Below are 26683 nucleotides of genomic sequence, written 5' to 3'. Positions count from 1 at the left end.
GTTTTTATTGTTAAAAATTAGTCAACTGTTACGATTGTGAACAAGTTAGTTGTTCCTGAAGTTGTAACAGGGATACCAGCAGTAACGATGATCTTGTCACCCTTAACAGCCAATCCTTGTTCAACAGCTTGCTTCTTAGCAAGTTCAATCATTTCGTCAGTTGTGTTTACTGGATCAACAACGATTGGTTGTACACCCCAGTAAATTGTCAATGAACGTTGAACCATCTCATCAAATGTCAAAGCCAAGATATCAGCATCTGGACGATACTTTGAGATCATCTTTGCTGTGTAACCTGAGTTAGTAGCAGCAACGATAGCCTTAACATCTGGCAAGTTGTTAGCAGCGTTCGCAACTGAAGCAGCAACAGATTCAGTAACATCATCTGTTACATAATCATCCTTGTGACGACCGTTTTGACGCAAAGCAGTTTCAGCCTTTTCGTCAATACGTGCCATTGTTGCAACTGCTTCAACTGGGTATGCACCGTTAGCTGATTCACCAGAAAGCATTGTTGCATCAGTTCCGTCAAACACAGCGTTGGCAACGTCAGAAGCTTCGGCACGTGTAGGACGTGGGTTTTCTTGCATTGAATCAAGCATGTCAGTAGCTGTAATAACAGGCTTTCCGGCAGCGTTCATCATGCGGATCAAATCCTTTTGAACCAAAGGCACATTTTCAGGTGGAATCTCGACACCCATGTCTCCACGAGCAATCATCAATCCATCAGAAACCTTCAAGATTTCTGGGAAGTTGTCGATACCTTCTTGTGATTCAATCTTAGGGAAGATCATAACATCTTCACGGTTCGCTTCCTTAAGCAAGACGCGAATATCTTCAACGTCTTCAGGCTTACGAACGAATGAAGCAGCAATGAATTGGATTCCGTTTGCCAAACCAAAACGGATATCATCGGCATCCTTTTCAGTAATACCTGGCAAGTTGATTGAAACACCAGGTGCGTTAACACCCTTACGTGATCCCAACAAACCATGGTTTTCAACAACAGTTACCAATTCGCGGTTGGCTTCATCCTTATCAGTGATAAGCATGTCAATTTTTCCATCGTCAAACAAAACGTGTCCACCAACATGAACATCATCGAACAAACCAGGGTAAGTAACAGCAATCTTTTCCTTAGTTCCTTCTAGTGAATCATCCATAGAAATACGAACGACATCACCGATGTTAAATTCGATTTTACCTGGCTTTTGAACAGTAGTACGGATTTCCGCACCCTTTGTGTCCAATAGCAAACCAGCAATCTTACCTGTCTTAGCTTCGGCTTCGTGCACAGCGTTCATGCGTCCCAAATGTTCTTCATGATCTCCGTGAGAGAAGTTGAAACGTGTAACATTGGCACCAGCTTCTAACAAGTTTGTAATTGTTTCGACATCGGTACTGGCAGGTCCAAGTGTAGAAACGATCTTGGTCTTTTTCATTATTGAAAAATCTCCTTTGTTTTTTGATAGCAATACTTTTGTATCCAATAATTATTGTACACTACTCTCTTGTGTTTTAACACACAAATTCAGGTTAAATTTTCGTTGTAAACGCTTCCAAGGAAAAAGATATTTTGATTAGTTTACCCAAGGTCAACGTAAACCGTTTTTCTAACAAAAAAAAAAACAGCTACCACCAGCTGTGTGTTTAAAAGTTTTTATTTCATTGGACGTGCATCAGTCTTTAAATCGACGTCCTGTAATGAACGCATTTTTGTATGGTGCTTTAATTTGTAGTAGAAAAATAGGCCTAAGAAAATTGGAATTGCCAGATAAGTTGTAATAATAGCCTGCCAATTCCATTGTGAGATTGGTCCTTGGAAGGATGCCAAATCTTGTCCGGCTACCACAATAATAGACATAATCAGTGCCAAAATAGGTCCTACCGGGAACCACTTTGCATGATAGCGCAACTCTGAAACAGTATGGCCTTGCGCAATAAAGGCACGACGGAAACGATAAGCACAAATAGCAATACCAATCCAAGTAATAAATCCAGTTAACCCAGAAGCCGCCACTAGATACAAGTAAACATTCTTACCAAATAAACTTGTGGCCAATGTTAACGCACTAACGATAATTGTGACAGCTAAGGCACGGGTTGGAATACCTGACTTGGGGTTAATCTTCTTAAAGAAAGCCGGTGCCATGCCTTCTTCAGCCATTGAGTATAACATACGCGATGACGTATATAGTCCTGAATTGGCTGATGAAATGACCGAAGTTAGAATGACTGCATTCATCACAGCTGCCGCACTGGCCAACCCGGCTCGTTCAAATACTAACGTAAATGGTGACACCGCAATATTATCTTCACTCGCACTCAATAATGATGGATCCTTGTAATAAATGATAGCACCAATTACGAAAATTGCCCCAATGTAGAATAGCAAAATTCGCCAGAATACTTGCTTAATTGCTGTTGGTACTGATGTCTCTGGTGTTTCAGATTCACCAGCTGTAATACCGATAAATTCGGTTCCTTGGAATGAGAATCCAGCCACCATCAGAACAGCTAAAATCCCGTTGAATCCATTGACGAATCCGTGATTACCAACTGATAGATTACGGGCAACATCTGGCTTGTACGTCATAATCCCAAGAATCATGGCAAACCCGACAATCAAGAAGGCAATGACCGCTACCACCTTAATCATAGCCATCCAAAACTCGGTTTCACCATAAGTTTTAGTTGAGAGTAAATTAATCAATAAAATCAATGCTAAGGTCGCAAATGACCAGGTCCAGCCTGGCGTGTGCGGGAACCAATAGCCCATCACAACACCAACCGTTGCTGCTTCAACCGCCACAGTAATCGCCCAATTTAACCAGAAATTCCATCCCATTGCAAAACCAAATGCTGGATCGACGAAACGATCAGCATAAGTTGAGAATGACCCAGAAACAGGCATATACGTCGCCATCTCTCCTAAACTCGTCATCAAAAAGTAGACCATCAAGCCCATGACCGCGTATGCGGCTAGAGCTCCCATTGGTCCTGCTTGTGCAACAGTGGCACCGGAAGTCACAAACAATCCAGTTCCAATTGTTCCACCAAGCGCAATCATTGAAAGGTGACGGGTTTTTAGCGTTCGCTTGAGCCCTGCCGACTCATTTGCATCATTTGACATAAAATCCTCCTAATTTTTTGAGGCCCCAAATATTTGGCAAAAGAAAAGCCTAGTCTACGACTATCATCGTAAACTAGGCGTCTGTATTTTTGCCAAGTATTTGATAGCTCCCCGTAATCATTGATTACGACAGTCCAGTTACTCTTAATACCTGGACCAACACCCCGATTTGCCAATCGGTGCATTTCGGCAATCGCCCCTTTTACTAACCGCATAATCTGCCGATTTGGTTAGTGACTCTTGTTGATTGCAACCTCTATTTTCTTTTTATGCTGTAAACAGTTTAAGTGAATTTGGTGTTTCCGTCAAGCGTTAACGCGCATGATACCCATAAACAATCGCAATACATAAAATAAAAAGCACGAGCGTTGTAATGGCAACATATAGATGATCATGGATTTTAGCGAAAGCAAAAATAGAAACGACCACTCGTAAAACAGGTGTGAAAATTAACAATAGTAATCCAAACATCATCCATGCGAGTGGTTGCCAGCTGATGAGTCCCTGCCAGATTAGGCTCAATCGTGTTGGGAATGGCTGGTTAGCAGCTTGTGGATTCAAACATAATAGAACAAAACCAACTAACATCGCGACTAGCGCTAGCGCAACACCAATTCGCATAATCTTTCCAATCACAACTTCCATATGTGCTAAATTTTTTTCATCTTGCGTTTGTTGCATTTCTTTTGTCATGATTTAAAATACCGCCATTCCTTTAAAAATTAACTGGAGGGCCATAATCAAGACCACCGGAATAAAAATCTTTCGGATTAAACGTGCTGGCAAATACTGCATAACATGTGACCCAATTGTTGATCCTACCAAAATTCCCAAGGCCATCGGAACTGCAATAACAGGATTAATCATCCCGTTAAAGAAATAGACCGTAGCAGAAGCAGCTGCCGTTACTCCCATCATCAAGTTTGAAGTGGCCGATGAGGCTTTCAACGGCATTTTCATAACACCGTCCATCGCCATCACTTTAAATGCCCCTGAACCAATGCCCAATAAACCTGATGCAATCCCAGCACCAAACATAACTGCTGCTCCCCCTGGCACACGTTCCAAACCGTACTGGATGGTCTTACCTTCTTGTTTATCGTAGTACTCACCATTCAATTCAAGCTTTTCGGCGAGCGCATCAGACTGTGTTAAAACAGTTTCCGTTTTACTCCCCCGCAGTTTTTGCCACATATTCCAGGCTTGAAAAATCAATAGAGCCCCGAATAAAAAGTACAACACTGTTGCGTGGAAAAATCCTGATAAGATGGCGCCTAATAGTGCCCCCAATGTCGTGAAAATTTCCAAAAACATCGCCACCCGTAGGTTTAAGACATCATCTTTTAAAAAGGCGACCGCAGAACCAGAACTTGTGGCAATTACCGCAATAATACTTGCACCAACGGCATATTTAATATCCAATCCCATAAAAATCGTTAAAACCGGTGTGACAATAATACCGCCACCTAAGCCCAGAATTGATCCTAAAGCTCCTGCCACGACACCTGTTACCAACATAATTAATGTTTGTGTTACCATTTGTTCCCCCTACTCTTTTTTACAAAATATTGCACAAATGATTATACGCTTCTTGTAATTTAGTATACACTAGAATTAATCAAAAAATTTAAGGAATGGATGTATGTTAATACGAAACTATCATGCGCAACGGTGGCTTTTGGCCTTAAGTAGCCTGAGCTTTATCGGCCTAGTATGGGCTGTTTTCAGCCATGTCGCCTTACTTTCAGTGTTGGACAACTTAACTGCCCAACTTCAACTCACAATGTTACCAAACTGGCTCCACTATTTCCTGAGTTTTATTTTTTTCTTCAGTCATAGTTGGGGAAGTTGCCTCGTCATTTTCTTGCTAGCCTTTTTCCTATGGGGCTTTAAATTTAAGATTCCCGCCTTTTGGTTGATGACAACGAGCATAATTAGTGGGATACTACTGCATATCGTTGATTTTATTTTACCGGTCACTAATTTTAATCACGCCATGCAATTTCCGGCCTTCGGCATTTTCTGGGCAACCTTAATTTACACGTTTGTTGCCAGCTTTGTCGGACCAGAGATTCAGTCAATATGGCGTCGGAGCACACTCCATCTTGTCATGCTGATGATGTGGTGCCTTGTTTTCTTAGCAAACCTATTTCAACCCGACGTCCAATTTAGCGGCGTCATCGCCGGCTGGTTATTTGCAATCATCGTACTAGAACTCTTTGAACACTTTTATGTTCAATATGCCCCTACCCTTGCCAAAATGAATGGATTTTATGGATCATGGTATTAAATACAATTGGATTAAAGGCCTGGCAATCAGACCAATTTGCAGCATACAAACAACTCATGCAACAACCTAAAGCGCAAGCTGGTCTCCAAATGGATGTTTCTGAATCATCCCTACAGAGTAGCTTTGCGGAAGCACTGAAACAACCTTATTTCTTCCAAATTTTGTTAGATGATCAGCTAATTGGTTCAATCACAGTGTATCGAGCCTTGGATCAAGGAACGGACGATTTAACGCATTATAGTCTTGCTTATTCACTCGATGAAACATACGAGCACCACGGTTATATGCACCAAGCTTTAGAAGTTTTGTTCCGCCACATGAATGGCCCAGCAATCGTGCAAGCCGAGATGTTTGCTGATAATCTTGCTTCAGTTCATGTTGTCGAAGGACTATCTTTCACGAAACTAACTGAATTCACGAATTTCTTTGGTCAAACGCTTTGTATTTTTGAAAAGAAAATCAATTAAAAAACGCACATCTATGATGTGCGTTTTTTAATTGGCTGTACCAAAGTATTTTTGACCTAACTTGGACTCAGTCCCATCCTGCTGTAACTCCGTCAATTGACGATTCACGCGCTCACGCAGTACTTTGTCTTCTTTTCTAAAGCCAACACCGTACTCGTCCTTGGGAAAGGCTGTTTGAACCATTCGCAAAGGCGTCTTCAGCTGCTCATGCGTCATATAATAATTTGCATAATCCCGATCAATTAATACCGCATCCACCCGACCAACTTGCAAATCATTAATAGCTTTGTCATAGGTGTCATACTGCGATACTTTTCGATTCAAATATTTTTTTAAATATTGTGGCTGTGCATTTAAACTATCAAAGCCCGAAGAACCTGATTGAACTGCTAAATTTTTATTTTTCATATCTGAAGCTTGCCGAATTGGCGCTGATTGTTTCGTCAACAGCACTAACCGATCAGAATGATATGGATTTGAAAAAGCCACCTTCTGCTTACGTTCAGCGTTAATTGTGTAACCGTTCCAAATCACGTCTATATGTCCAGTCGCCAATTCTGTTTGATTCATTGACCAATCTATCGTTTGAAATTTAGGTTTTAAACCCATGCGTTCAAACGTGGCACGGGCCAACTCAACATCGTAGCCAACTAGGTGCCCTTTTTTATCTCTAAATCCCATTGGAACATAGGTATCATCAATCCCGATGACCACTGTTTTTCGTTGTTGCAATGTATGCCAAGAATCTTGACGATGACTCATGCGATAGCTAAGACCACCAATAATCAGGGCTAAAACAACCAGCACAATGCCGTTACCAATTAACAACTTAAGTTTCTTATTATGCATCTTGCGTACCTCTATCGTTCTACATCAGTTGCAAAGTCAAAATGACGTCCCTGAACAGCTTCAGCAAAAGGCAAGTCGTGTGTAACAATCAATTGTGTAACACCACGTTGTTGTAGGTCTTTCGTCACATCGGTCACGCGTTGCGTGGAAGCAGCATCAAGTCCAGAGGTTGGTTCATCATAAGCCAATAGTCCTGGTTGCATGGCCAAGGCTCGTGCAATCGCAACACGCTGTTTTTGTCCCCCCGAGAGTTGGAACGGATATTGGTCGCGTTGTGCTTGCAAATCCATGTCATTTAGCAGGCGTTCTGTTTCTTGAGCGACTGCCTCAGCTGATTTTTTGGCGACCAATTTGGGTGCAAGCTCAATATTTTCAGCAACTGAGTATTGTGGAAAAAGGTTAAAATCCTGAAAAATCACACCAACATCAGCACCGCTACGCGTGCCATCAATTGCTAAGGGTTTACCATCCAAGGTGATACTGCCTGAATCAGCAGGCGTTAACCCTGCTAAAATGCGTAAAAAAGTCGTTTTACCAATTCCTGAAGGTCCAATAATCGTTAGGATTTCACCATCAGCAACTGTTAAATTTAAGTTCTTAAAGACAACCCGATCATCATAACGCTTTGATAAGTTTTTAATTTCTAACATAATGTCTCCTAACGATAATAGTTCATCCGCTTTTCGATATAACGCATGCCGTAAGTTAATAGCACCGTCAAGCATAAATATAAGGCACCAACTAACAGATACGGTACTAGGCTGACATCCCGCGCAGCCGCGATGTTTCCAGCCCGCATGAGATCACCTAGTCCAATGACATAAACAAGTGATGAATCTTTCACCAAATTAATCACTTCATTCCCCACAGAAGGCATCACCACCTTGACGACTTGTGGAAGAACAATGTACCGCAATGTTTTCCCTTTTGAAAAGCCCAGCACGCGGGCACCATCATATTGACCTTGTGCAATTGATTGGAATCCGCCTCTGAAAATTTCAGCGAAATAAGCAGCGTAATTTAAAATGAACGTGAAAACGGCTGATTCGAATCTAGGTAACGTCACAATATTAGCCAAACTCAATCCATAATAGACAAAGATAATCTGAAGCAGTAGCGGTGTTCCACGCATGATTGTGATGTACATGTTTGTCACCGAACGTAAGACAACTAACTTGGATTGCATCGCTAAAGCAATTACCACCCCTAGGGGGATGGCACCAATTAGGGTCAATCCAAAGACACCTAAGGTCATTTTTAAACCATCTAATAAACTGGGTAAAATTTCTAAAATATAGTGCATTATACGCCTCCTCTGTTGGTACAAAAAAAGCCCTCGAGTAAACTATTGTTTACTCGAGGGCGACTTAATCGCGGTTCCACCTCTAATTCTACTAAACATTACTGTTTAGTACTCATGTACCCATTTTTCTGGCACAGTCGATAACGGTGACAACCGAATATTGCTATTCATAATCGCAAGTGTGGTTCACCGCAAGTTAACACCACTTCTCAATTTCAGCGTGGCTCTCTGTTGATAACTAGTTGGTTACTCTTTTGCTCATTTGTTTATATATATTGTTTGTGAAATTAACTCTAACGGACATTTAACTTTTTGTCAACTATTGTCGACGGGAACGTGTGCGTGTCCGAATAGGCACCCCAGAATTCAAATCTCGTTGATCCGTATTGTAACTTGAAATATCTGGTTGTTTCGTCACATGGTAAAGATAGCTCAATGGTGCATACAAAACAATATAGAAAATCAAATTAACAATAAGTGTTGGGAATAAGTGGAAGACAATAAAGTTAAAGACATCCATGTTTGCCAAATTGATAATGCCAAATGCAAAATAATCAAAAATCAGATAGGCACACATTGATAAGAACCAAGTCACCATTGACCAGCCCATTGTATCAGGTAGATAGTGTTGGATTTTCTTTGCTAACCAGATTGTAATTGGAAATCCAATAGTTGCAATCCCAATGACACCCACATAAAAAATGTCGGATAACAACCCCGCAACAATTGCCGTTGCATATAACCAACGATTACCAATCTGCTTTACTGTTCCCGAAAGAATCGGCATTAAAATTGCGAGTATTGTAATGTAAGGACTTGCTGACATTGGTAATTTAAACAAGACCCCTGCAAATTGTTGTGCAATTCCTCCGTCCAGAAAAACTGCCAACATGACGATGACCACATGTAACCATGTCGTCCGAATATATTTCAACATATTAACTTCTCCATTGCCAAGTGGCTTCTATCTACATAGGATAGCGCCCTTCGCGCAGCACGTCAAATATAAATAAAAAAGTTACAGAATAAATTCTGTAACTTAATCATTTATTACTTTTGCTTACCAAGTTCAATGTCCTTGGCAACAGTTGCATCAACACCAGCAACAACATCAGAGATGAAGCCTTCATCGATCAATTCAAGCAAACCAGCAACCGTAGTTCCACCTGGTGAGCTAACCTTATCAACCATTGTCCAAGCTGAATCATCAGTCCCTTGAAGCGTCTTGGCACTACCCAAAACTGCTTGTGTGGCGATTTCATCAGCCATAGCCTTTGTCAAACCATGCTTAACACCAGCGCGGGCAATACTGTCAATGAACAAGAAAACATATGCAGGCATGCTTCCAGAGATTGCAGTAAAGGCTGAGAAGTAATGTTCGTCAAGTACCCATGACTTACCAATTGTACCGAACATATCCTTAACGAATTCAACTTGTTCTTCAGTTGCGTTTTCGTTTCCAGCAACTGCTGAGGCACCTTCACCAACCATAACGTTCATGTTAGGCATAACACGAATGATTGATTGTTCCATGTTTGCCAAACCAACTGTCTTCAAGATTGATTCAGTTGATGTTCCGGCAGCAATAGAAATCAAAACCTTATCATTCTTTGCCAAGCTATCACGAATTTCCTTCACAACAGCTGGAATAATGTGTGGCTTAACACCCAACAAAATATAATCAACTGCTTCAACTAATTCAGTGGCAGTATCTGTGGCGTTTGCCCCAAAACCTTCTGCACGTGACTTAGCAAAATCAACATTACGGTCATATAGGTAGACATCGCTTGCATCAACGAACTTTGAATCAATAATTCCCTTGATGATGGCACCTGACATGTTACCAGTTCCGATAAAACCAATCTTCATTTGAACTTCCTCCGAGTATTACTTAGGTATAAGTATCTTATTAATCTTCCATCTAACATTATAGCAAACATGTATGAATAAAGACACTGAATAAAGTGTCTTTTTATGTTACATTAGTGGTAATCTCTTTTAAGTAAGGACAATACTCGTGCCAAATTATTACCCCTCAGACAAGCAAATCCAAAACCTATTTGCCTTTTTAAATGATTCCAAAAACTATCTCACAACCAGTCGTGAAATCACCCATTTCATTACGCAATTCGGCCAATCATCTGATTTAATTACTGCCTGCTTTTATGCCCACCAAGAAAGTTATCTTGATTTCCGAGCAGAATTCCCCCGTATCTTATATGTGTTATCAGGCCAAGTTACCGCCTGGATTGATTCCGACAAACAATGTGAATTAGAAGCTGGCCATTTGATTTTTGCCAACGCCGATACGCATATTGAATATGAAAGTCACGCTACCGATACGAAAATCGTGTCAATTTATATTAAACGTGAATTCATCAATGAAAAAGCGCATTATTTTGCACAATCAAATGGTCAAATGGAGAATTATGTGTTCGCAAACTTTGGTTTGTTAAATAGTCAGAATGATCCGTTGATTTTGCAAATCCCGACAGATAGTGATGCGAATTTTTCAATACTATTCCTATCTAAATTTATCCTAGCCCGACAACGGGCAATGATTTTCCCGATTTTCTTGTGGATGTTAACCAACTTGGATAACTATTTACCGCAGATGTCGAACGGCCAATCAAGCCAGCATATCTTGCAATTAATCGACCGTGAACTGACTAGTATCTCGCTGGATAGCCTAGCCCAAGAACTTGGCTATAGCCCTAGCTACACTTCCAAAATGATTCGTAAAAATTTTCATATGACCTTCCAAGAAATTGTTATGGACAAGAAAATTGAACGTGCTAAATGGCTCCTTACCCATTCTAGTGAAAGCATTAATCTTGTTTCGGAGAATGTCGGTTTTGCCGATAAGTCGTACTTCTACAAGTTATTCAAACAGAAGGTAGGCATGACGCCTAAGCAATATCGACAGGCGACGCCGCTCGCCTAAAATAAGTTCTGATGCATCTGCATCACCTAATAAAAAAGCTAATTCATGTTGGTGCACTTAGCACCAGCTGAATTAGCTTTTTTGTTTAATTAGCTTGTAATGGCTTCTTGCTTGGCAAGTTCAACATAATGATTGAGACACAGACAAGAATCAATCCGATCAACAATGATGTTGTAAAACTTTCACCGAAGGCAACTGATAGCAAACTACCTGAGATTGGCATGATAAACTTGAAGACTGAAATTTCGCTAAGCTTACCCCATGTTGCGGCCCAGTTCCAAAGCGTGAATGGAATTGCAGCAAACGCAGCCAATAAGATCAACAACAAGATTCCTTCTGTTGTCCAGTGAACACTTGTTAGGCTTCCACCCATCAATGTACCAACAACAAACAAGAAGATAGCACCAACAACCAAACTCCATCCAGTCATCACGAACACGTTCAATGAAGAACCAAGGTACTTCGCCAAGATTGTTCCAAGGGCGGCCATCAATCCATACATCAACATGAATCCTTCACCGGTGATTGAGAAATGGAACATGTCACCAATTGAAGTCCCACCAGTTAATTGTGAGATGATCAATCCGGCAAACCCAATTACCAATCCAAGTGTCTTCATTGGTGTGAGCTTATCATCTGAGTAGATGAAGTTGGCTAACAAAGCCGTAAAGAAGATAGTTGATTGTGCCAAAATTGTTGAGTTAATTGTTGATGAAATGTTCACATTTCCGATGTTAAAGAAAAAGTATGCAAATCCAGTTGAAACCAGACCCATAATAACAACATTTCGGAATTGAATCTTTGACATCTTAACAATGTTCTGACGCATAATCATTGCCACAGCTAGTGTTAACAATCCTGCAAGTAAGAAACGCACACTCACGATTGTAAGCACTTGGGCGATATAGCGATCTCCCAAAGCCTCACGCGAAACGTCCATGCTAGCATACATTAATTTCAATAACTTAAATGGGGTTCCCCAGATAATATTAGCAACCACAGCGGCCAAAATAATCATTGATTTACTTGGTGCTTTAGTCTCAAGTGTCGTACTCATAATAAGAGCTCCTTAAAAATATATATTGTGAATTTCTTTACTAATAGTACCACGGAGGGATGAAATTGGAAGTGTCTTTTCGCATTTTTTTAGTGGTTTTTGTTGTCTTAAACCCTATCGTGACAAGGTTCAGTGGAATTGATATATATGTAGAACGCCCATTTATCTTTGTGTATTGTTGAACAAATTGAATTTTACTGTGTTTTTTTTAATGTTTTAAAAAAAAGTCATTTTGACACTTTGCGTAAAAACTTGCTAATCTATAACTTATGGAGGTAAAGTTATGCAACATTTAAATTACGATCAGCAAGAAAATTGGGACTTTATTACGGGAACACATCAGTCTCCAATTGCCCTTAATCATCAAAAAGCGATTGCCGATGACAATCTTTCAACGATTGCCTTAGACTACGACCCCACTGTCACATATGTTCGTGATACTGGCGCAAGTATTGAATTTGGACTTACTGGTCACGCTACGTTAAACCACCGCAAATTCACTGTTCAACAGGCGCATCTTCACACACCTAGCGAACACGTGATTGACGGGGTTCAAGCGACCGCAGAATTACACTTTGTGCACTTAGCAGCAGATGGTCAAATGGCCGTTGTCGCAGTGCCTGTAATGTTGGGAAATACAAATGCTGCCTTTCATACCATTTTTGACAATATTGGCACTCAAAGGGTCCTTCCAATTGCCTTGAGTGACTTACTACCTGAAGAACGCACTTATTTACATTATTTGGGTTCATTGACCACACCACCACTAACTGAGAATGTTGAATGGTATGTGCTTGATCACGCCATTCAAATCGGACAAGCTGAGCTTGATAAATTTCATCAATATTATCGTGGTAATAATCGCAAACTCCAACCAGATAATAATCGTCCAATTGAATATTTTAATTAAAAAAAGCGTACCCAAGGGTACGCTTTTTTTTAACTTTCAGGAATAGCCACACTAACAACTGGGATATTATTGTAATCCACAGCTGGGTCAATATAAATCGTGCGAGTAAGTCCATAATCAGACTCAACAACCTTATTTACTTTTCCAACATAAAGACCAGATGGTGTAATACCACCTAGACCACTTGTCGTAACCGGATCGCCAGGCTTAACCTCTGTCTTGGAAGTAATCTTGCTCATTACAATTTGATTTTTTGTTTGATCAAACTTTGCAACAATACCATCAACCGTCTGGTTGTTCTTATTTGTTACTCGAATGGCAAAGCGATCCGCAGTCTGACTATTATCAGACAGTAGTTCCACTTTGGCACTTGTCGTATCCACTTCTGAAATACGACCAATCATACCACCAGCGCCCATTACTGACATACTTTTCTTCAAACCAGCATTAGATCCACGATTAATGATTAATTGAGACTGCCAATTACTTGGTGAACGAGCAATCACGGTCGCATTCACTATGCTATAGTCAGTTAAAGTTTTATCAATTTTAAGCTGTTTCTTTAAAGCTTTGTTTTCATGTTGTTCATTTTGTAACTGAACCTGTGTTGCTGCAAGTTGATTAACCTTTTTGTTTAAACGTTCATTTTCTTCATAGACATCAAACATTTGTGTCATCGCATTGTATGTGTTTCCAACGGCCTTCACCGGTGAAGTCACTACTTCTGAGACCCATGTCGATACATCCGAAGCAATGCGCATTGGCAAGGCTGGCTTTTCTTGGGAAGTACGCGTACGCGAACTAAAAGTAATCACACCCACAGTCACCATAACAACCACAACTAAAACCACTAGGCGTCGTGACGTTAGTAATTTCTTCATTGCGCAGGATCCTTTCTTAACTACCTCAACTAAAGTGACTCGATAATAAAGAACGCCTCACCGAAATTGGCGCGGCGTCAATTACTATTAGCGTTTAGTTGTTTTTCAAAACATCAATGGACTTAAGTGCTTCACCTGTTCCAAGTGCAACAGCATCCAATGGTTCTGGGGCAACAAAGACAGGCACCTTAGTTGCTTTAGCAATGACAGAATCAATGTGCTTTAGCAGCGCACCACCACCAGTTAGAACAATTCCATGATCGATAACATCGGCAGCAATTTCTGGTGATGTTTCTTCCAAAGTTTCCTTAATGGCAACAATGACTTCATTAATCACATCGTTAATTGCAATCGCGATATCCTTGGCTGGGATTTCAATTGTCTTAGGTAGACCAGTGACCAAATCACGACCACGAGCCGTTCCCACTCCCATTTCTTCTGCCTTTTCAATGTCAGCAGAACCAATTTCAATCTTCAAACGTTCAGCCGTTTGCTCACCAATCAAAACGGAATAGTTTTGACGGATATAGTTCATAATCGCTTCATCCATTGTATCTCCGGCCATTCGAATTGAACGAGAAGAAACAATGTCACCAAGTGAGATTGTTGCAATATCAGAAGTACCACCACCAAGGTCAGCGACCATTGATCCAGTTGGATCATAGACAGGTAATTCTGCCCCGACAGCTGCGGCGAATGGTTCTTCGAGTACATATGCATCACGTGCTCCAGCAACACGAGCAGCATCAATAACTGCACGACGTTCTACGGCAGTAACACCTGATGGCACACCAATTGTGACATATGGCTTGGCGCTATTTCCACGTGAGTTACCTAGTGCTTTACCAAGATAATACTTAAGCATGGCAACAGTTGTTTCGTAATCCGCAATAACACCGTCACGCATTGGACGGATTGCTTTAATTGTTACGGGTGTACGCCCCAACATCTCTTTTGCTTCTTGACCAACTGCTACAATTTCGTTTGTCTTTGTATTGCGAGCAACAACTGATGGCTCACGTAATACAATTCCTTTACCTTCGATATAAACTAAGGTATTTGCCGTACCTAAGTCAATTCCTACATTATGAGTTCCAAATGAAAACACGGCTTTTATCCCTTTTCTGTTAGATTTAAATTTTATAGCTAGTTAAAGCATCCTTTAACTACTTTCAGTATGTTTAATTTTATCACAATTCGGTCATGTTCGTCCAGATATCCAAGAGTCTTTGTAAGTTAATTTCCTTCCAATTTGGATAATTACGATAACTCCGATAACCGTGTCGACTAATAATGAAAAAATCAAAAAAATGTATTTTTATAATCGCGCTACACAAAATAAATTGCTGTAAAACCTGATAATCTGATGATGATGCCGTCAGGTTACCACTCGGATGATTATGTACCATCATAAACCCATACGCGTTAATCGCAATCAAGTGACGATATACATCACGCGGATGAATGGCTACCTGATTGAGCGTCCCCATCGCAACCAAGGATTCATTTAAAATATTGAGTTGCGTATCTACTGCAATAATCCAACACCCTTCCTGTGGTTGCGTCCCATACTTATCAACCAAGTAGCATCCAAGCTGTTCAATTGACTTCACCTTTTCCATACTCACCCTCCTTGACTAGTCCCTAAAAGAGACGTCATTTAGCAAAATTTAGATTAATGTTATTTAAATGAAACCATCAAGCAGTTATACTTGAATAAAATAACTGCTTAAATAGAAAAGGAGCCTTTAACTATGCGTGTTTCTTCGTTTTCAACCTTTAAAATCCCTGTTGCGGATCTTGATCGAGCTGTTCGCTTTTACCGAGAAGTGTTCGACTTACCATCAACTTTCTCAGCTCACGAAAAAAGTCACCTATCATTCCAGGGCGAGCCTTTGATTTTTGAACCAATTCAAACTGAAATGAATCCAACCACCTTAACCATTACTGTTCAAGACACACCACAGGCCATCGAAAATCATTTAATTAATTACGATGTCCCACAAATTGCACCTATGACGACAGATAACGGTACTTCTATTTTTCACATTGCAGACTTTGAAGGCAACCACATCAACCTATGCACCAAAAAATAAAAAGGTAACACATAAACTTATTGTTTACGTGTTACCTTTTCTATTTTAATTGGCCAGCCACTGTCCGAGTTTAAAGCACAATAATCCACCAATAATTAACAAAAACATGCGCCCGATCGCTAACCATCGTTTATCTGCTAATCGTATGTTGTCAGCTAAATCAACAATTGGTGCGGAAAAAGTTGAAAATCCACCAATAATCCCACTTGCAAGGAATGTATTCGCAAATAGACTTGGCTGGAGTCCGTAGACCACACCCGCCAGCGCTGCGGCGATTAAATTTATGCCTAAAAACATAAAATCCCCCAGTCGTCCGAACCATTTTGACGCTAACTCTAAACAACCAAAACGGAGTACTGATCCAATCGCAGCCCCAATTCCAGAAATTAAAATTAAATAAGTTGCTTGAATCATGCCAAATGGACCACCTTTCGTGCCACATATCGCCCGAGATAGACCATCAAAACGCTACCAAAGATTGAAAAAGTGATATAAGTTATCCCAGCCAAAGGTGTCAATTTAGTCAGGGTTTCCGTGATTAGTGTCGCATAAGTTGTATATGCGCCTAAAATGCCCACTGAAATAAAATCAAAAATGAGCGGGTTAACCGTAAACTTATCAATAAAGATTACAACGGACACAACGCTTAGCAAGGTCCCACTTAAATTGATCAATAAGGTACCAAATGGAAAGGTCGGCCCATTGAATAGTAGTTCTAACGCTTCGCGTGTGCCGCCACCGATAAAGCCACCACTCACAACAGCTAGGATTCTTTGCCAGTAATGCATCACAATCCCCTTTCAAAATTTATATTCAGCAATTATGATACACCTTTTTACTAGCTAGATAAATCTATTAGTAGCGATTAAAGAACGTCAACAAATCTTCCAGAGTCAAGGCTTGTTTCTTTTCACCCGTGTAATCCATTGCAATTTTACCATTCGACATCACTAGTAATCGATCACCATATGCTAACGCATCTGAAAGGTTGTGTGTAATCATCATTGCGGTTAAATATTGTTGTCGAATTTGTTGGTCGGTTAAATCCATCAATTGTGCGCTGGTTTTAGGATCTAAGGCTGCGGTATGTTCATCCAAAAGTAATAATTCAGGTCGTTTTTCAGTTGCCATCAAAAAGGCTAAAGCTTGCCGTTGACCCCCGGACAATTGTCCAGTTGCCACATCTAACCGTTGAGCTAGCCCATTACCCATTTGATCAGCAATCTTCACTAACTCAGCTCTTTTCTCAGTGGTTAGTCCACGTGACCGTAAACGTCTCTTTTCACCACGTCTTTCTGCCAACAACAGATTTTCAGCTACCGTCATACGTGGGGCTGTCCCTAATTTCGGATCTTGAAAAACACGCGATAACGTTTTTGTGCGCGCAATTTCATTCATTTGCGTCACATCTTGATCACCTAGGAAGACTTTTCCAGTGGTCAACTTTAACGATCCGGCAATAACATTGAAAAGTGTCGACTTTCCGGCCCCATTTGACCCTAGAACTGTCACAAATTCACCTGATTTGACCGTTAAATTTACATGATCTAAAATAATTTTTTCTTCAGGAGTTCCCTGATTAACCAAAACGGTTGCATCTACTAGTTTTAAACTTGGTGTCATAATTAATGCCTTTCCTTATACTTCATTGAAAGCTGCTTACCAAAATTAGGGAGCATTAAGGCCAAGCCTAAGATCACTGCGCTCACCAATTTCAAATCGTCTGCACTAAAGCCAATTGCTAGTACAACAACGAGGACAAACCGATAAATAATTGAACCGAATACAACGGTAATCAATCGATCAGTCAATGACATTTGCCCAGAGAAGATAACCTCTCCGATGATAATTGAAGCCAAAGCAACCACAATTGTTCCAATTCCCATATTTACATCGGCGAACCCATTGTTCTGTGCGACCAAAGCACCGCCAAGTCCAATTAAGGCATTGGCGACCATAAGACCCAAAATCGTCATATTGTCAGTATTGATTCCCAATGAACGTGACATATCAACGTTATCCCCTGTTGCGATAAAGGCCTGTCCCAATTCCGTCTTTAAAAACAAAGCGGTCAGAATCACAATCACCGTAATAATGACTGTTCCAACTAAGATTACTGGGAACCCATTTGGTAAATTAGTTAAGAATTTAGCACTGAATAATGTTGGTAAATTCAAAAGCGAGCGATTTGCCTGCCCCATGATCCGCAAATTAATTGAATAAATAGCCGTCATAGTCAAAATTCCAGCTAATAGAATTGGTACTTTTCCCTTTGTATACAATAAACCTGTGACCAACCCAGCTGCAGCTCCAGTTAAAGCACCTGCAACTGTCGCAATGAATGGTGAAATGCCATTCCCAATCATGGTAACCGCTACGGCCGCACCAAGTGGAAAGGTTCCTTCAACCGTCATATCGGGAAAATTTAAAATACGAAATGTTAGGAATAATCCAATTCCAAGTGGTGCCCAGAGCATGCCCTGCCCAATGGCTGAAATAATAATTTCCATAATCTACTTCTCCTCATTAACTCGTTTTGCGTCTTGATAAGCGACCGGAATTTTAAGACCCAGTTCATCAGCTTGCTTCTGGTTAATCACAACCTTACCTTGCTTAATATATTCTACTGGCAAGTCCTTGGTTTGCTCACCCTTCAATTCCTTAACAATCATCTTACCAGTCATGACCCCTAATTCATGCTGGTCAATTGAATTAGCCGCGACACCCCCAGCTGAAACCATTGTATCGACAGTAGGGAATACAGGGACTTTCGCTACATTGGTATTTTTAATTAAAGTGGGCATAGCTCCCGCAATGGTATTGTCAGTGGGTACGAACACCGCATCAACTTGATGATTGGCAACCATTTGTTGACTCGTTTGATTTAAATCGTTTGATGAAGTGATGGTATACGTCTTCACTTTAATGCCCGCCGCCTCGACTAACTTAATCATTTGCTTTGCTTCCGTTGAGGCTGAGTCATCTGAAGATGTGTAGATAACGCCCATCGTTTTCATATTTGGTACAAACTTTTGCATCAACTTAAGTTGTCCAGGTAACGGTGCTTTATCTGAAACTCCTGTAATATTACGATCTGGCTTTTGTTCATCCTTTAATAACTTGCTCCCAATTGGATCCGATACCGCTGAAAAAATCACAGGTTTGTTCTTAATTGTGTTAGCCAATGCAATTGCTGATGGCGTTGCAATACCAACCGATATATCAGCATGTTCACTTGAGAAACGTGTTGCCATGGTTTTCAAGTTTGATTGATCACCTTGGGCATTCTGGAAATCAATTTTAATATTCTTTCCCTTGTGGTACCCTTCCTTAGCTAATTCATCGTTAATCCCTTGATTAATCGCATCTAACGCAGGATGCTTCATAAACTGTAAAACACCCACCGTTGGAATTTTATTGGCTTCGTGTTCTTTTTTGGATTCAACAACTCCCGATATTCCAATTACGCCTGCTAGGACGACCAGCCCTGCAATTACTTTCTTATTCATCTCTGCACTCCTTTATTTCTTGCTTCAATTTGTAAACAAAAAGCCATAAGTCGACTCCCTAGAATCTTCTTATGGCAAAATAAAAAGATCCACAGGATTGCACCTGTGGACCTCATGTTTTTAGAAGCATGATTTGGTTACACAGGTTCGATACATATCGCTCACCGAAATACGCATTGAACCTGTCGTTTAAAACATTCAATGCGGCTACCTGCGCCACCAGCCATTTAATTGTGTTTTAAATGTAATCATCTCTGCTTCCACCTGTCTTTTAGAATAAAATGATATTAACACACTCTAATAAATTGTGTCAAATCCTTTTTTTTATTTAATAATTGTAGTCGTCATCCGACATGACTTCAATTTCACCCAAACGATAACCGTTCCCCACTTGTGAGAAAAAGTCATGATTTGAAGTCGTCGTTGAAATACCATTCATAACCACTGAATTAACATCTTCAGCACCGTCTGGGAAGAGTGGATCTTGTCCCAAATTCATCAACGCCTTATTGGCATTGTAGCGTAAGAATGTAAGCACTGATTCTGTCCAACCAACCTCATCATATAGTTCATGAGTATACTTTTCTTCGTTGCTGTACAAATCGAAGACAAGATCGTACATCCACATCTTAAGGTCAGCTTGCTCTGCTTCAGAAAGTTCATTAAATCCCAATTGGAATTTATAACCAATATACGTGCCATGCACTGATTCATCGCGCAAAATAAGCTTAATGATTTCAGCCACATTGTTTAATTTGTTATGTCCCAAATAATACAGTGGTGTGTAGAATCCAGAGTAAAACAAGAAGGTTTCCAAGAAAACAGAAGCAATCTTACGTTGCAACGCCGTCCCGTTATGATAAATATCATTGATTTTTTGGGCTTTATATTGCAAGAACTCATCAGTTTCAGCCCATGCGAAAATCTCATTAATTTCAGATTCCGTGTTTAACGTTTCAAAAATTGATGAATACGACTTAGCATGCACTGATTCCATAAATTCAATATTATTTAAGACCGCTTCTTCTTGTTGCGTTCGAATATCTTCCTTCAAAGATGTCATCCCATCCTGAGATTGTAACGTATCAAGTAGCGTGAGCCCCCCAAAAACTTTTCCAACCAAATTATGTTCGACTTTTGACATTTTACGCCAATCATCAAGGTCGTTCGAAAGCGGAATTCGTGTATCAAGCCAAAATTGTTCAGTCAATTTTTCCCATGTTGCTTTATCAATTGCATCTTCAATCTTGTTCCAATTAATTGGTTTATATTGTTCGCTCATCATTTCCCTCATTTTTCAATAAAAAGGGCCGCAAAGTTTAAACAATCGCTGGCCCTTCTCTGTTTTACTTTCGTTAAATCGAGCAACTCTCACATTCATTGACACCAAATTCTTCCATATCGTCCGTATAGGTACGGATATAGTAGATTGATTTGATGTCCTTACGATAAGCATAGTTACGTAGAATGTTTAAATCACGGGTTGTCATCTTATCTGTACGCCCATTTTTCCACTCATACAAGCCTTCTGGGATTGTTGATCGCATAAATAGGGTCATCGCCATTCCTTGGTCAACGTGTTGTTGTGCCTCAGCATACACATCAATGACCTTGCGCATATCGATATTGTAGGCAGATTCGTAATAAGGAATTGTGTCAGCATCAAGATATGGTGCTGGATAATAAATCTTACCAATCTTCTTTTCTTGACGTTCTTCAATCTTATTAATAATAGGGTGCAAAGATGCCGTTGCATCATTGACATATGAAATTGAACCTGTTGGCGCTACGGCCATACGGTAGGCATTATAAAGTCCATCTGTCATCACGTCTTGCTTTAATTGTTGCCAATCAGCAGCCGTTGGTAAATGATGCTTGGCAAAAATCTCTTGTACCTTTTGGGTCTTTGGCGCCCAAACTTCATCGATGTACTTATCAAAATAGCTGCCATCAGCATAGGTTGACTTATCAAAATCATAGAATGTTGTTTGACGCTCACGAGCAATCTTATTGGATGCCTTTAACGTGTAGAAGTTTAACATCATAAAGTACATATTTGTGAAATCAAGCGCTTCGTCATCACCATAATACATATGATTCTTTGCAAACATTGCATGCAAGCCCATCGCACCTAATCCGATCGCATGTAATTCACGATTTCCATTTTGCACTGAAGGCACCATATCTAAATCAGACGCATCTGAAACAAATGTCAACGCCCGAACCATTGTATCAACCGACTTCTCTAAGTCCGTTGATTCCATCAAATTCACAATATTAGTTGAACCCAAATTACATGAAACATCTGTTCCCAACGTCTCATATTGTTGTTCATTATTGATTACAGATGGCTTTTGCACTTGTAAGATTTCAGAACATAAGTTGGATGAGATGACCTTTCCCGCAATTGGGTTTGCCTTGTTAACTGTATCAATATTAATCACATAAGGATAACCAGACTCTTGTTGCATCTTTGAAAGTTCATTTTCAAGGTTTCGTGCGTTAATCTTGGTCTTCTTGATATTCGGATTCGCTACCATGTTGTCATATTCAGCTGTAATATCAACATAGTTAAATGGTGTGCCGTATTCACGTTCAACATCGTAAGGCGAGAACAAATACATGTCCGCATTATTCTTTGTTAGTTCATAGAACTTATCTGGAACCGTTAGCCCCATTGATAGGGTCTTAATACGCACCTTCTCGTCCGCATTTTCTTTCTTAGTCGCAAGGAATGCCATAATATCAGGGTGGAAAATTGAAAGGTAAACCACACCTGCACCATTACGTTGACCCATTTGATTTGAATATGAAAATGAGTCTTCCAAAAGCTTCATCACTGGTACAACACCTGAAGCAGCGTTTTCAATCCCTTTAATAGGTGCACCAGCTTCACGCAAGTTAGACAAATTAATTCCAACACCACCACCAATTTTTGATAGTTGCAATGCCGAATTAATCGTACGACCAATGGCATTCATGTCATCAGTTGCTTGCAAAATAAAACATGACACCAACTCACCACGGCGAGCACGACCAGCATTCAAGAATGACGGCGTTGCAGGTTGATAGCGTTGATGAATCATTTCGTCAGCTAAATTCAATGCTAGTGTTTCATCACCATTTCCATAAAACAAGGCATTCATTGCAACACGATCAATGTATCGCTCAATATAGTAGGCACCATCGTTAGTCTTTAAAGCATACTGCGCATAAAACTTATATGCCGCCATAAATGACTTAAATTGAAAATGCTGTGCCTCAAGATAGTCATATAACTTTTCAATAAAAGAAAAATCATATTGATCAACTAATTTTGGATCAATGAAGTTATCATTAAGCAAATAGTCGAATCGAGCACGTAAAGAATCGAATTGCATTGTGTTAGGCTCAACATTTTCAGCCAAAAACGCTTCCAATGCTTCATGATCCTTCCCCAACTGGATTGTATTATCCTTAGGGATATTTAATTCATTGTTCAAATCAAAATAGGTCACTTTATTTTGATCTAAGTCTAATAGCGACATATATATACCCTCTTTTTATATTCCCGTGGTTAAGTAACTTTGATACAAACTGCAAAGCGGAATCTCATTGCACCGGCAAGTAAGTATCAGACCGTATTTTTAAATTGTTGCTTTAGTTAATTCAGACAACAAGTCTGGACGGAAGCCCACAATGGGTTCTGCATTATCAGCAAATGTTACAGGAACTGATTGGTAACCAGCTTCCTTCAATGAAGCAAGTGCAGCTTCATCTTCTTCAACATTAATTTCATCAAATGTAACACCGTATTGACCCAACAATTTTTTAGTCATCATGCATTGCACACAATTGTTTTTTGTATAAACCGTAATCTTCTTCATATCTGACTCCTAGTAAGATTTATTTTCGTAATTTCGCATCTTTGAATTGAATAACTGTTTTTGAGTATACTTTAAAAAGCTAACAATTTGCAAGGCATAAATATTTTAAAAAAAGGGCTTGACATAGCATTAGCGTGGCTATGCGGGCGCTTTGTTGAATTGTTACAAATTGATTAAAAATAACACTCTGTTAGGCTGTTATTTTTGCAATTTGAGCAAAAGCCCTATCCAAAGGCACTTCCAAAAAGAAAGTTAATTTTTACTTGAAACATGAATTTATTTAGCTTAACGTAAGATATAAAGTTACAAGTTGGAAGGAAAAAAAGATGTCCATTCGTTTAATCTATATTTCGCAATCTGGAAACACCCGTGCCTTTATTCAAAAACTCATCACGTATGCAGAGACACAAGGGGGACCGACCTTTGTCTCTGTTGAAATCAATGATTTGTCACCGGACAATCATGAAACTTCCCCCTATTTTGCCTTTGTCCCCACTTATTTAGACGGTGGTAACGGTATTGATAATGGTGTCAAAGAGATTTTGACCAATGCCTTGGCTGATTACATTGATTATGGTAACAACGCCCGTCATTTGATTGGTGTCGTCGGATCAGGTAACAAGAATTTTAACGCTCAATATGTGTTAACTGCAAAGCGCTATGCCCAGATGTTCGATGCCCCTTTAGTCGGTGACTTTGAACTTCGGGGAACAACAACTGATGTCACGCGCATTTATGACACACTCTGCCAGCGACTATCAGAAATCGATTAAATTAATCGTTATTCACTCAAAAAAAGACTGCCTAAATGGCAGTCTTTTTTGTTAGTTGATCTTAACTAGCACTTCACGATGAATCAAATCATCGATGTAATAGTGATAAAGTTTCACCATTTCGGCATTATCATGAATGTCAAATAGATTAATCGTAATGGTACCTGCTGGATTAAGCGTCTTGATCTTTAATCCAGACAACGTCGCATTGACCACAATCTTCAATGTGATGGCCGTATTGACCGGTTTCATGGGTTCTAATGACCGTTCCATGACATAGGTCCCATTGGGCTTATTAATGAAACCTGTGTCTGTGAGTGCGTATTTTTTAATATTAGGGCTAATCGCATACGTGTTTGCATCCCCGGGTACTGTCACTTGCTTTTCAAAGGCCATGTTTCCATTCCTCCCTCAATTTTAGATCACTTAGGCTTGTTTTAAAAAGTCAATCAGCACTTGAGCTGATTGTTGTCCAGCTTGAACAATAAACTCATCGAATGTTGGACCAGCTTCACCGTTTGCATTATCTGAAATGGCACGAACTACTGCAAATGGCTTGTTGTAGAATGTTGCAACTTGCGCAATCGCCGCCCCTTCCATTTCAGCTGACAAAGCATCTGGGAAAGCAGTTAAAATGACTTGCTTTTGTTCATCTGTGCCAATAAATGAATCACTAGTGACGATTAATCCCTGACGCAATTCTTTATCGGTTTGCGCCGCAAAATCATCAGCGAGCGCTTGTGCCAATGATTGGTCGGCTAGAAAGCGTGCTGGCTGTTGCGGTACTTGTCCATATTCATATCCAAAGGCACGTGCATCAGCATCGGCATAAGCCAATGAATCAGCCACAACAACATCCCCAATCCGCAAATCATGGCCCAAAGCACCGGCTGAACCCGAATTGATCACATAATCAATATCAAACGCATTAATCAATAAAGTCGTTGTAATCGCTGCAGCAACCTTACCAATCCCGGCTTCAACCACAACAACATCGTGATGCCCGATGACACCTTCATAGAAGGTTTTACCACCATAGGTCGTTTCTTGAGGGGCTTGCATCGCTTCAAGTAGGGCAACCTTCTCTTCTGCCATGGCATTTACAATTCCGTATCGCATATTTTAGTACTCCTTTAAAAGAAAATTAAAATGATATAAGTCACGACAATTAACACACATAACACCACCATTGCTGTATCCAGTTTATGTTTTAATCGCGTTGTTAGTCCAAAAGCAGTCAATTTACGCGTTTCTGGATCTAACTCATACTTTCCCCGTCCAGTTAAACGATATTCTTTCCGCGTTAAAGGTGGGTCTAACTTTTCTAAATCCGGCTTAACAGCGGCCAACCGTGCTTTTTTCTCACGATGTTGTGCCCGCTTATTCCGAAAATATTCCTTTATTTTTTCCCACATACAATTATTACTTCTCCTGCATTGTTTGCCAATAGAAATAAGCCATCAATGTTTTCGCATCATTTAATTGACCCGTTCTGAAGAGTTCCGTCACCTCATCAAAAGTCATGAATAGCAAATCAATTGATTCATCATCATCTTGTGGCAGTTCGTCGGTCACTGGTGTCAGTCCAGTTGCAAGATACAAATCCATATACTCGTCAGAAAATCCAATTGATGTATAGAATCCAGCAATCTTCTCCCAGTGATCCGCTTGCATCCGTGTTTCTTCATTTAATTCGCGCTTGGCTGTGTCAAAGACATCCCCATCGCGATTATCAACTTTACCGGCTGGAATCTCAAGGGTTATGGCTTGGACTGGTGCTCGCCACTGGCGTTCCAAAATCATTTTATTATCATCAGTCAACGCTAGAATGGCAACTGCCCCACTATGATAAACCACATCACGGTGCGCTTCTCGACCATCAGGTAATTTAACGAGTTGCTCCGTTACACGGATAATATGACCATCATACTTTTCTTCTTCAGCGACTAGGTCTTCTCGATAAAATTCATCCATTGTTTAATCCTCGATTTCAACTAATGTAGCTTGTGGTCCTCGTACTCCTGGAGCAACAACAAACTTAACCGTCTGCCCAGGCACAAGCGTCCGTTCACGTGTATTAATGATTCCTGAGAAGTGGACAAATACATCATCCATATCATCTGATTCGATAAACCCAAATCCTTTACCATCTTCCCACGTCTTGACTGTTCCTGTTAACTTTTCCATGTTCATCCTCAATTCTATATCCAATGTACTGCATTAACCGTTATGATAATCACAAAAATTAATACGGTTACGATTCCAATTAAACGCCACCAGAGTGTGACAAATTTTTTTAGGTTAAATGATTTTGCCCCAAACACCTGATAGATAGTTAGTGCGACACCCCAAATCAAAAACATGCATACTAGGGGCCCCAACAATGAAAAGTGGGTCACCTGGAAAGTGGTTGACTCAATACTCCACCATAGTGGTAGCACCATTAAATCAATGACTCTTAAGCCCCGTGGCCATGTGGTCATCATATGTTTAATAACAATGACTGTCAGCCATAGCAAAATCACCATTAAAACCGTGTAAGGCCAGTATATACTTGTTGCCATAAGCATTCCTTTTCTAAACTTAATACTATTCATTATACTTT

General features: G+C 40.1%; 33 protein-coding genes and 1 riboswitch. Of the genes, 6 read left to right on the top strand and 27 right to left on the bottom strand.

From position 1 onward, the window contains the following. Positions 1-17: 17 nt before the first annotated feature. The 4 genes from pyk to IE337_RS02735 form a co-directional block, all read right to left on the bottom strand. Positions 18-1442: a pyruvate kinase gene (pyk, locus tag IE337_RS02750; RefSeq protein ID WP_112468399.1), complete on the bottom strand. Its 1425-nt coding sequence runs from the start codon at positions 1440-1442 to the stop codon at positions 18-20. Positions 1443-1660: 218 nt separating this feature from the next. Then, entirely contained in the window at positions 1661-3133 is a 1473-nt protein-coding gene (locus IE337_RS02745; protein ID WP_191136699.1) for an amino acid permease, read from the bottom strand. Between the two features lie 96 nt (positions 3134-3229). Then, a riboswitch (Lysine riboswitch) is annotated at positions 3230-3400 on the bottom strand. 45 nt (positions 3401-3445) lie between these two features. Continuing rightward, positions 3446-3826, bottom strand: a complete 381-nt coding sequence (locus tag IE337_RS02740) for a DUF1634 domain-containing protein (RefSeq protein WP_069201675.1) — start codon at positions 3824-3826, stop codon at positions 3446-3448. 3 nt (positions 3827-3829) lie between these two features. Further along, complete coding sequence (locus IE337_RS02735) at positions 3830-4672, bottom strand: sulfite exporter TauE/SafE family protein (protein ID WP_072152903.1); 843 nt, start codon at positions 4670-4672, stop codon at positions 3830-3832. Positions 4673-4775: 103 nt separating this feature from the next. Between IE337_RS02735 and IE337_RS02730 the strand changes: the two genes are divergently transcribed. Both IE337_RS02730 and IE337_RS02725 read left to right on the top strand, forming a co-directional pair. Next, positions 4776-5423: a hypothetical protein gene (locus IE337_RS02730; protein ID WP_191136698.1), complete on the top strand. Its 648-nt coding sequence runs from the start codon at positions 4776-4778 to the stop codon at positions 5421-5423. Beyond that, a complete protein-coding gene (locus IE337_RS02725) occupies positions 5414-5890 on the top strand; it encodes a GNAT family N-acetyltransferase (RefSeq protein ID WP_191136697.1) in 477 nt (158 codons plus the stop codon). The genes IE337_RS02730 and IE337_RS02725 overlap by 10 nt, the downstream gene beginning before the upstream one ends. Before the next feature lie 27 nt (positions 5891-5917). Here IE337_RS02725 and IE337_RS02720 read toward each other — a convergent pair whose 3' ends face one another. The 5 genes from IE337_RS02720 to proC form a co-directional block, all read right to left on the bottom strand. Further along, positions 5918-6739, bottom strand: coding sequence for an amino acid ABC transporter substrate-binding protein (locus tag IE337_RS02720; RefSeq protein WP_191136696.1), 822 nt, complete (start codon positions 6737-6739; stop codon positions 5918-5920). Positions 6740-6750: 11 nt separating this feature from the next. Beyond that, a complete protein-coding gene (locus IE337_RS02715) occupies positions 6751-7389 on the bottom strand; it encodes an amino acid ABC transporter ATP-binding protein (protein WP_191136695.1) in 639 nt (212 codons plus the stop codon). 8 nt (positions 7390-7397) lie between these two features. Continuing rightward, the gene (locus IE337_RS02710; protein WP_191136694.1) at positions 7398-8042 is read right to left on the bottom strand and encodes an amino acid ABC transporter permease; all 645 of its coding nucleotides are present in this window, start codon (positions 8040-8042) and stop codon (positions 7398-7400) included. 319 nt (positions 8043-8361) lie between these two features. After that, complete coding sequence (gene mreD / locus IE337_RS02705) at positions 8362-8979, bottom strand: rod shape-determining protein MreD (RefSeq protein WP_191136693.1); 618 nt, start codon at positions 8977-8979, stop codon at positions 8362-8364. Between the two features lie 113 nt (positions 8980-9092). Further along, a complete protein-coding gene (proC, locus tag IE337_RS02700) occupies positions 9093-9911 on the bottom strand; it encodes a pyrroline-5-carboxylate reductase (protein ID WP_112468391.1) in 819 nt (272 codons plus the stop codon). Positions 9912-10059: 148 nt separating this feature from the next. Here proC and IE337_RS02695 point away from each other — a divergent pair, with 148 nt between their 5' ends. Then, positions 10060-10986 (top strand): AraC family transcriptional regulator, encoded by a 927-nt coding sequence (locus IE337_RS02695; RefSeq protein ID WP_191136692.1) that lies wholly within the window; start codon positions 10060-10062, stop codon positions 10984-10986. An 85-nt stretch (positions 10987-11071) separates the two neighbouring features. Here IE337_RS02695 and IE337_RS02690 read toward each other — a convergent pair whose 3' ends face one another. Then, positions 11072-12043, bottom strand: a complete 972-nt coding sequence (locus IE337_RS02690) for a DMT family transporter (RefSeq protein ID WP_191136691.1) — start codon at positions 12041-12043, stop codon at positions 11072-11074. A 283-nt stretch (positions 12044-12326) separates the two neighbouring features. Here IE337_RS02690 and IE337_RS02685 point away from each other — a divergent pair, with 283 nt between their 5' ends. Then, positions 12327-12953 carry a carbonic anhydrase family protein gene (locus IE337_RS02685; protein WP_191136690.1) on the top strand — a complete coding sequence of 209 codons (627 nt, stop codon included), beginning with the start codon at positions 12327-12329 and terminating at the stop codon, positions 12951-12953. A 29-nt stretch (positions 12954-12982) separates the two neighbouring features. Here the strand turns inward: IE337_RS02685 and mreC are convergent, their stop codons facing one another. The 3 genes from mreC to IE337_RS02670 form a co-directional block, all read right to left on the bottom strand. Continuing rightward, positions 12983-13834 (bottom strand): rod shape-determining protein MreC, encoded by an 852-nt coding sequence (gene mreC / locus IE337_RS02680; protein ID WP_191136689.1) that lies wholly within the window; start codon positions 13832-13834, stop codon positions 12983-12985. A gap of 94 nt (positions 13835-13928) precedes the next feature. Next, complete coding sequence (locus tag IE337_RS02675) at positions 13929-14942, bottom strand: rod shape-determining protein (protein WP_191136688.1); 1014 nt, start codon at positions 14940-14942, stop codon at positions 13929-13931. 82 nt (positions 14943-15024) lie between these two features. Further along, entirely contained in the window at positions 15025-15456 is a 432-nt protein-coding gene (locus IE337_RS02670; protein WP_057746025.1) for a JAB domain-containing protein, read from the bottom strand. A 132-nt stretch (positions 15457-15588) separates the two neighbouring features. Between IE337_RS02670 and IE337_RS02665 the strand changes: the two genes are divergently transcribed. Beyond that, a complete protein-coding gene (locus IE337_RS02665) occupies positions 15589-15930 on the top strand; it encodes a VOC family protein (RefSeq protein ID WP_191136687.1) in 342 nt (113 codons plus the stop codon). Positions 15931-15975: 45 nt separating this feature from the next. Here IE337_RS02665 and IE337_RS02660 read toward each other — a convergent pair whose 3' ends face one another. From IE337_RS02660 to nrdH, 8 genes are all read right to left on the bottom strand, one after another. Continuing rightward, the gene (locus IE337_RS02660; RefSeq protein WP_057746019.1) at positions 15976-16344 is read right to left on the bottom strand and encodes a fluoride efflux transporter FluC; all 369 of its coding nucleotides are present in this window, start codon (positions 16342-16344) and stop codon (positions 15976-15978) included. Next, complete coding sequence (locus IE337_RS02655) at positions 16341-16718, bottom strand: fluoride efflux transporter FluC (protein ID WP_191136686.1); 378 nt, start codon at positions 16716-16718, stop codon at positions 16341-16343. The genes IE337_RS02660 and IE337_RS02655 overlap by 4 nt, the downstream gene beginning before the upstream one ends. Positions 16719-16785: 67 nt before the next feature. Further along, positions 16786-17553: an ABC transporter ATP-binding protein gene (locus tag IE337_RS02650; protein WP_191136685.1), complete on the bottom strand. Its 768-nt coding sequence runs from the start codon at positions 17551-17553 to the stop codon at positions 16786-16788. 2 nt (positions 17554-17555) lie between these two features. Then, positions 17556-18440: an ABC transporter permease gene (locus IE337_RS02645; protein ID WP_191136684.1), complete on the bottom strand. Its 885-nt coding sequence runs from the start codon at positions 18438-18440 to the stop codon at positions 17556-17558. 3 nt (positions 18441-18443) lie between these two features. Next, complete coding sequence (trpX, locus tag IE337_RS02640) at positions 18444-19439, bottom strand: tryptophan ABC transporter substrate-binding protein (RefSeq protein ID WP_191136683.1); 996 nt, start codon at positions 19437-19439, stop codon at positions 18444-18446. Between the two features lie 328 nt (positions 19440-19767). After that, positions 19768-20721: a class 1b ribonucleoside-diphosphate reductase subunit beta gene (gene nrdF, locus IE337_RS02635; RefSeq protein WP_191136863.1), complete on the bottom strand. Its 954-nt coding sequence runs from the start codon at positions 20719-20721 to the stop codon at positions 19768-19770. Positions 20722-20794: 73 nt separating this feature from the next. Next, positions 20795-22966, bottom strand: a complete 2172-nt coding sequence (gene nrdE, locus IE337_RS02630) for a class 1b ribonucleoside-diphosphate reductase subunit alpha (protein WP_191136682.1) — start codon at positions 22964-22966, stop codon at positions 20795-20797. 99 nt (positions 22967-23065) lie between these two features. Next, positions 23066-23305 (bottom strand): glutaredoxin-like protein NrdH, encoded by a 240-nt coding sequence (gene nrdH, locus IE337_RS02625; protein WP_191136681.1) that lies wholly within the window; start codon positions 23303-23305, stop codon positions 23066-23068. Positions 23306-23631: 326 nt separating this feature from the next. On the opposite strand from nrdH, the gene nrdI reads away from it, so the two are divergent. After that, positions 23632-24078, top strand: a complete 447-nt coding sequence (gene nrdI / locus IE337_RS02620; RefSeq protein ID WP_191136680.1) for a class Ib ribonucleoside-diphosphate reductase assembly flavoprotein NrdI — start codon at positions 23632-23634, stop codon at positions 24076-24078. Between the two features lie 51 nt (positions 24079-24129). On the opposite strand, the gene IE337_RS02615 is transcribed toward nrdI, so the two are convergent. From IE337_RS02615 to IE337_RS02590, 6 genes are read right to left on the bottom strand one after another with little or no spacing between them, the layout of a single operon-like run. Next, positions 24130-24474 (bottom strand): cysteine desulfurase, encoded by a 345-nt coding sequence (locus IE337_RS02615; RefSeq protein ID WP_191136679.1) that lies wholly within the window; start codon positions 24472-24474, stop codon positions 24130-24132. Between the two features lie 30 nt (positions 24475-24504). Beyond that, positions 24505-25197, bottom strand: a complete 693-nt coding sequence (locus IE337_RS02610; protein ID WP_191136678.1) for a 5'-methylthioadenosine/adenosylhomocysteine nucleosidase — start codon at positions 25195-25197, stop codon at positions 24505-24507. Between the two features lie 14 nt (positions 25198-25211). Next, positions 25212-25493 carry a hypothetical protein gene (locus IE337_RS02605; RefSeq protein ID WP_057745987.1) on the bottom strand — a complete coding sequence of 94 codons (282 nt, stop codon included), beginning with the start codon at positions 25491-25493 and terminating at the stop codon, positions 25212-25214. A gap of 7 nt (positions 25494-25500) precedes the next feature. Beyond that, positions 25501-26052 (bottom strand): NUDIX hydrolase, encoded by a 552-nt coding sequence (locus IE337_RS02600; protein ID WP_191136677.1) that lies wholly within the window; start codon positions 26050-26052, stop codon positions 25501-25503. A gap of 3 nt (positions 26053-26055) precedes the next feature. Continuing rightward, on the bottom strand, positions 26056-26265 hold the full coding sequence (locus IE337_RS02595) for a cold-shock protein (protein WP_191136676.1): 210 nt from the start codon (positions 26263-26265) through the stop codon (positions 26056-26058). 14 nt (positions 26266-26279) lie between these two features. Further along, complete coding sequence (locus IE337_RS02590; protein ID WP_191136675.1) at positions 26280-26642, bottom strand: DUF3397 family protein; 363 nt, start codon at positions 26640-26642, stop codon at positions 26280-26282. Positions 26643-26683: the final 41 nt, after the last annotated feature.

The sequence above is a fragment of the Weissella viridescens genome, assembly GCF_014789145.1.
In the GTDB taxonomy this organism is placed as follows: domain Bacteria; phylum Bacillota; class Bacilli; order Lactobacillales; family Lactobacillaceae; genus Weissella; species Weissella viridescens.
Note: the sequence above shows the minus strand (reverse complement) of the source record. Positions and strands in the feature narration are given on the sequence as shown.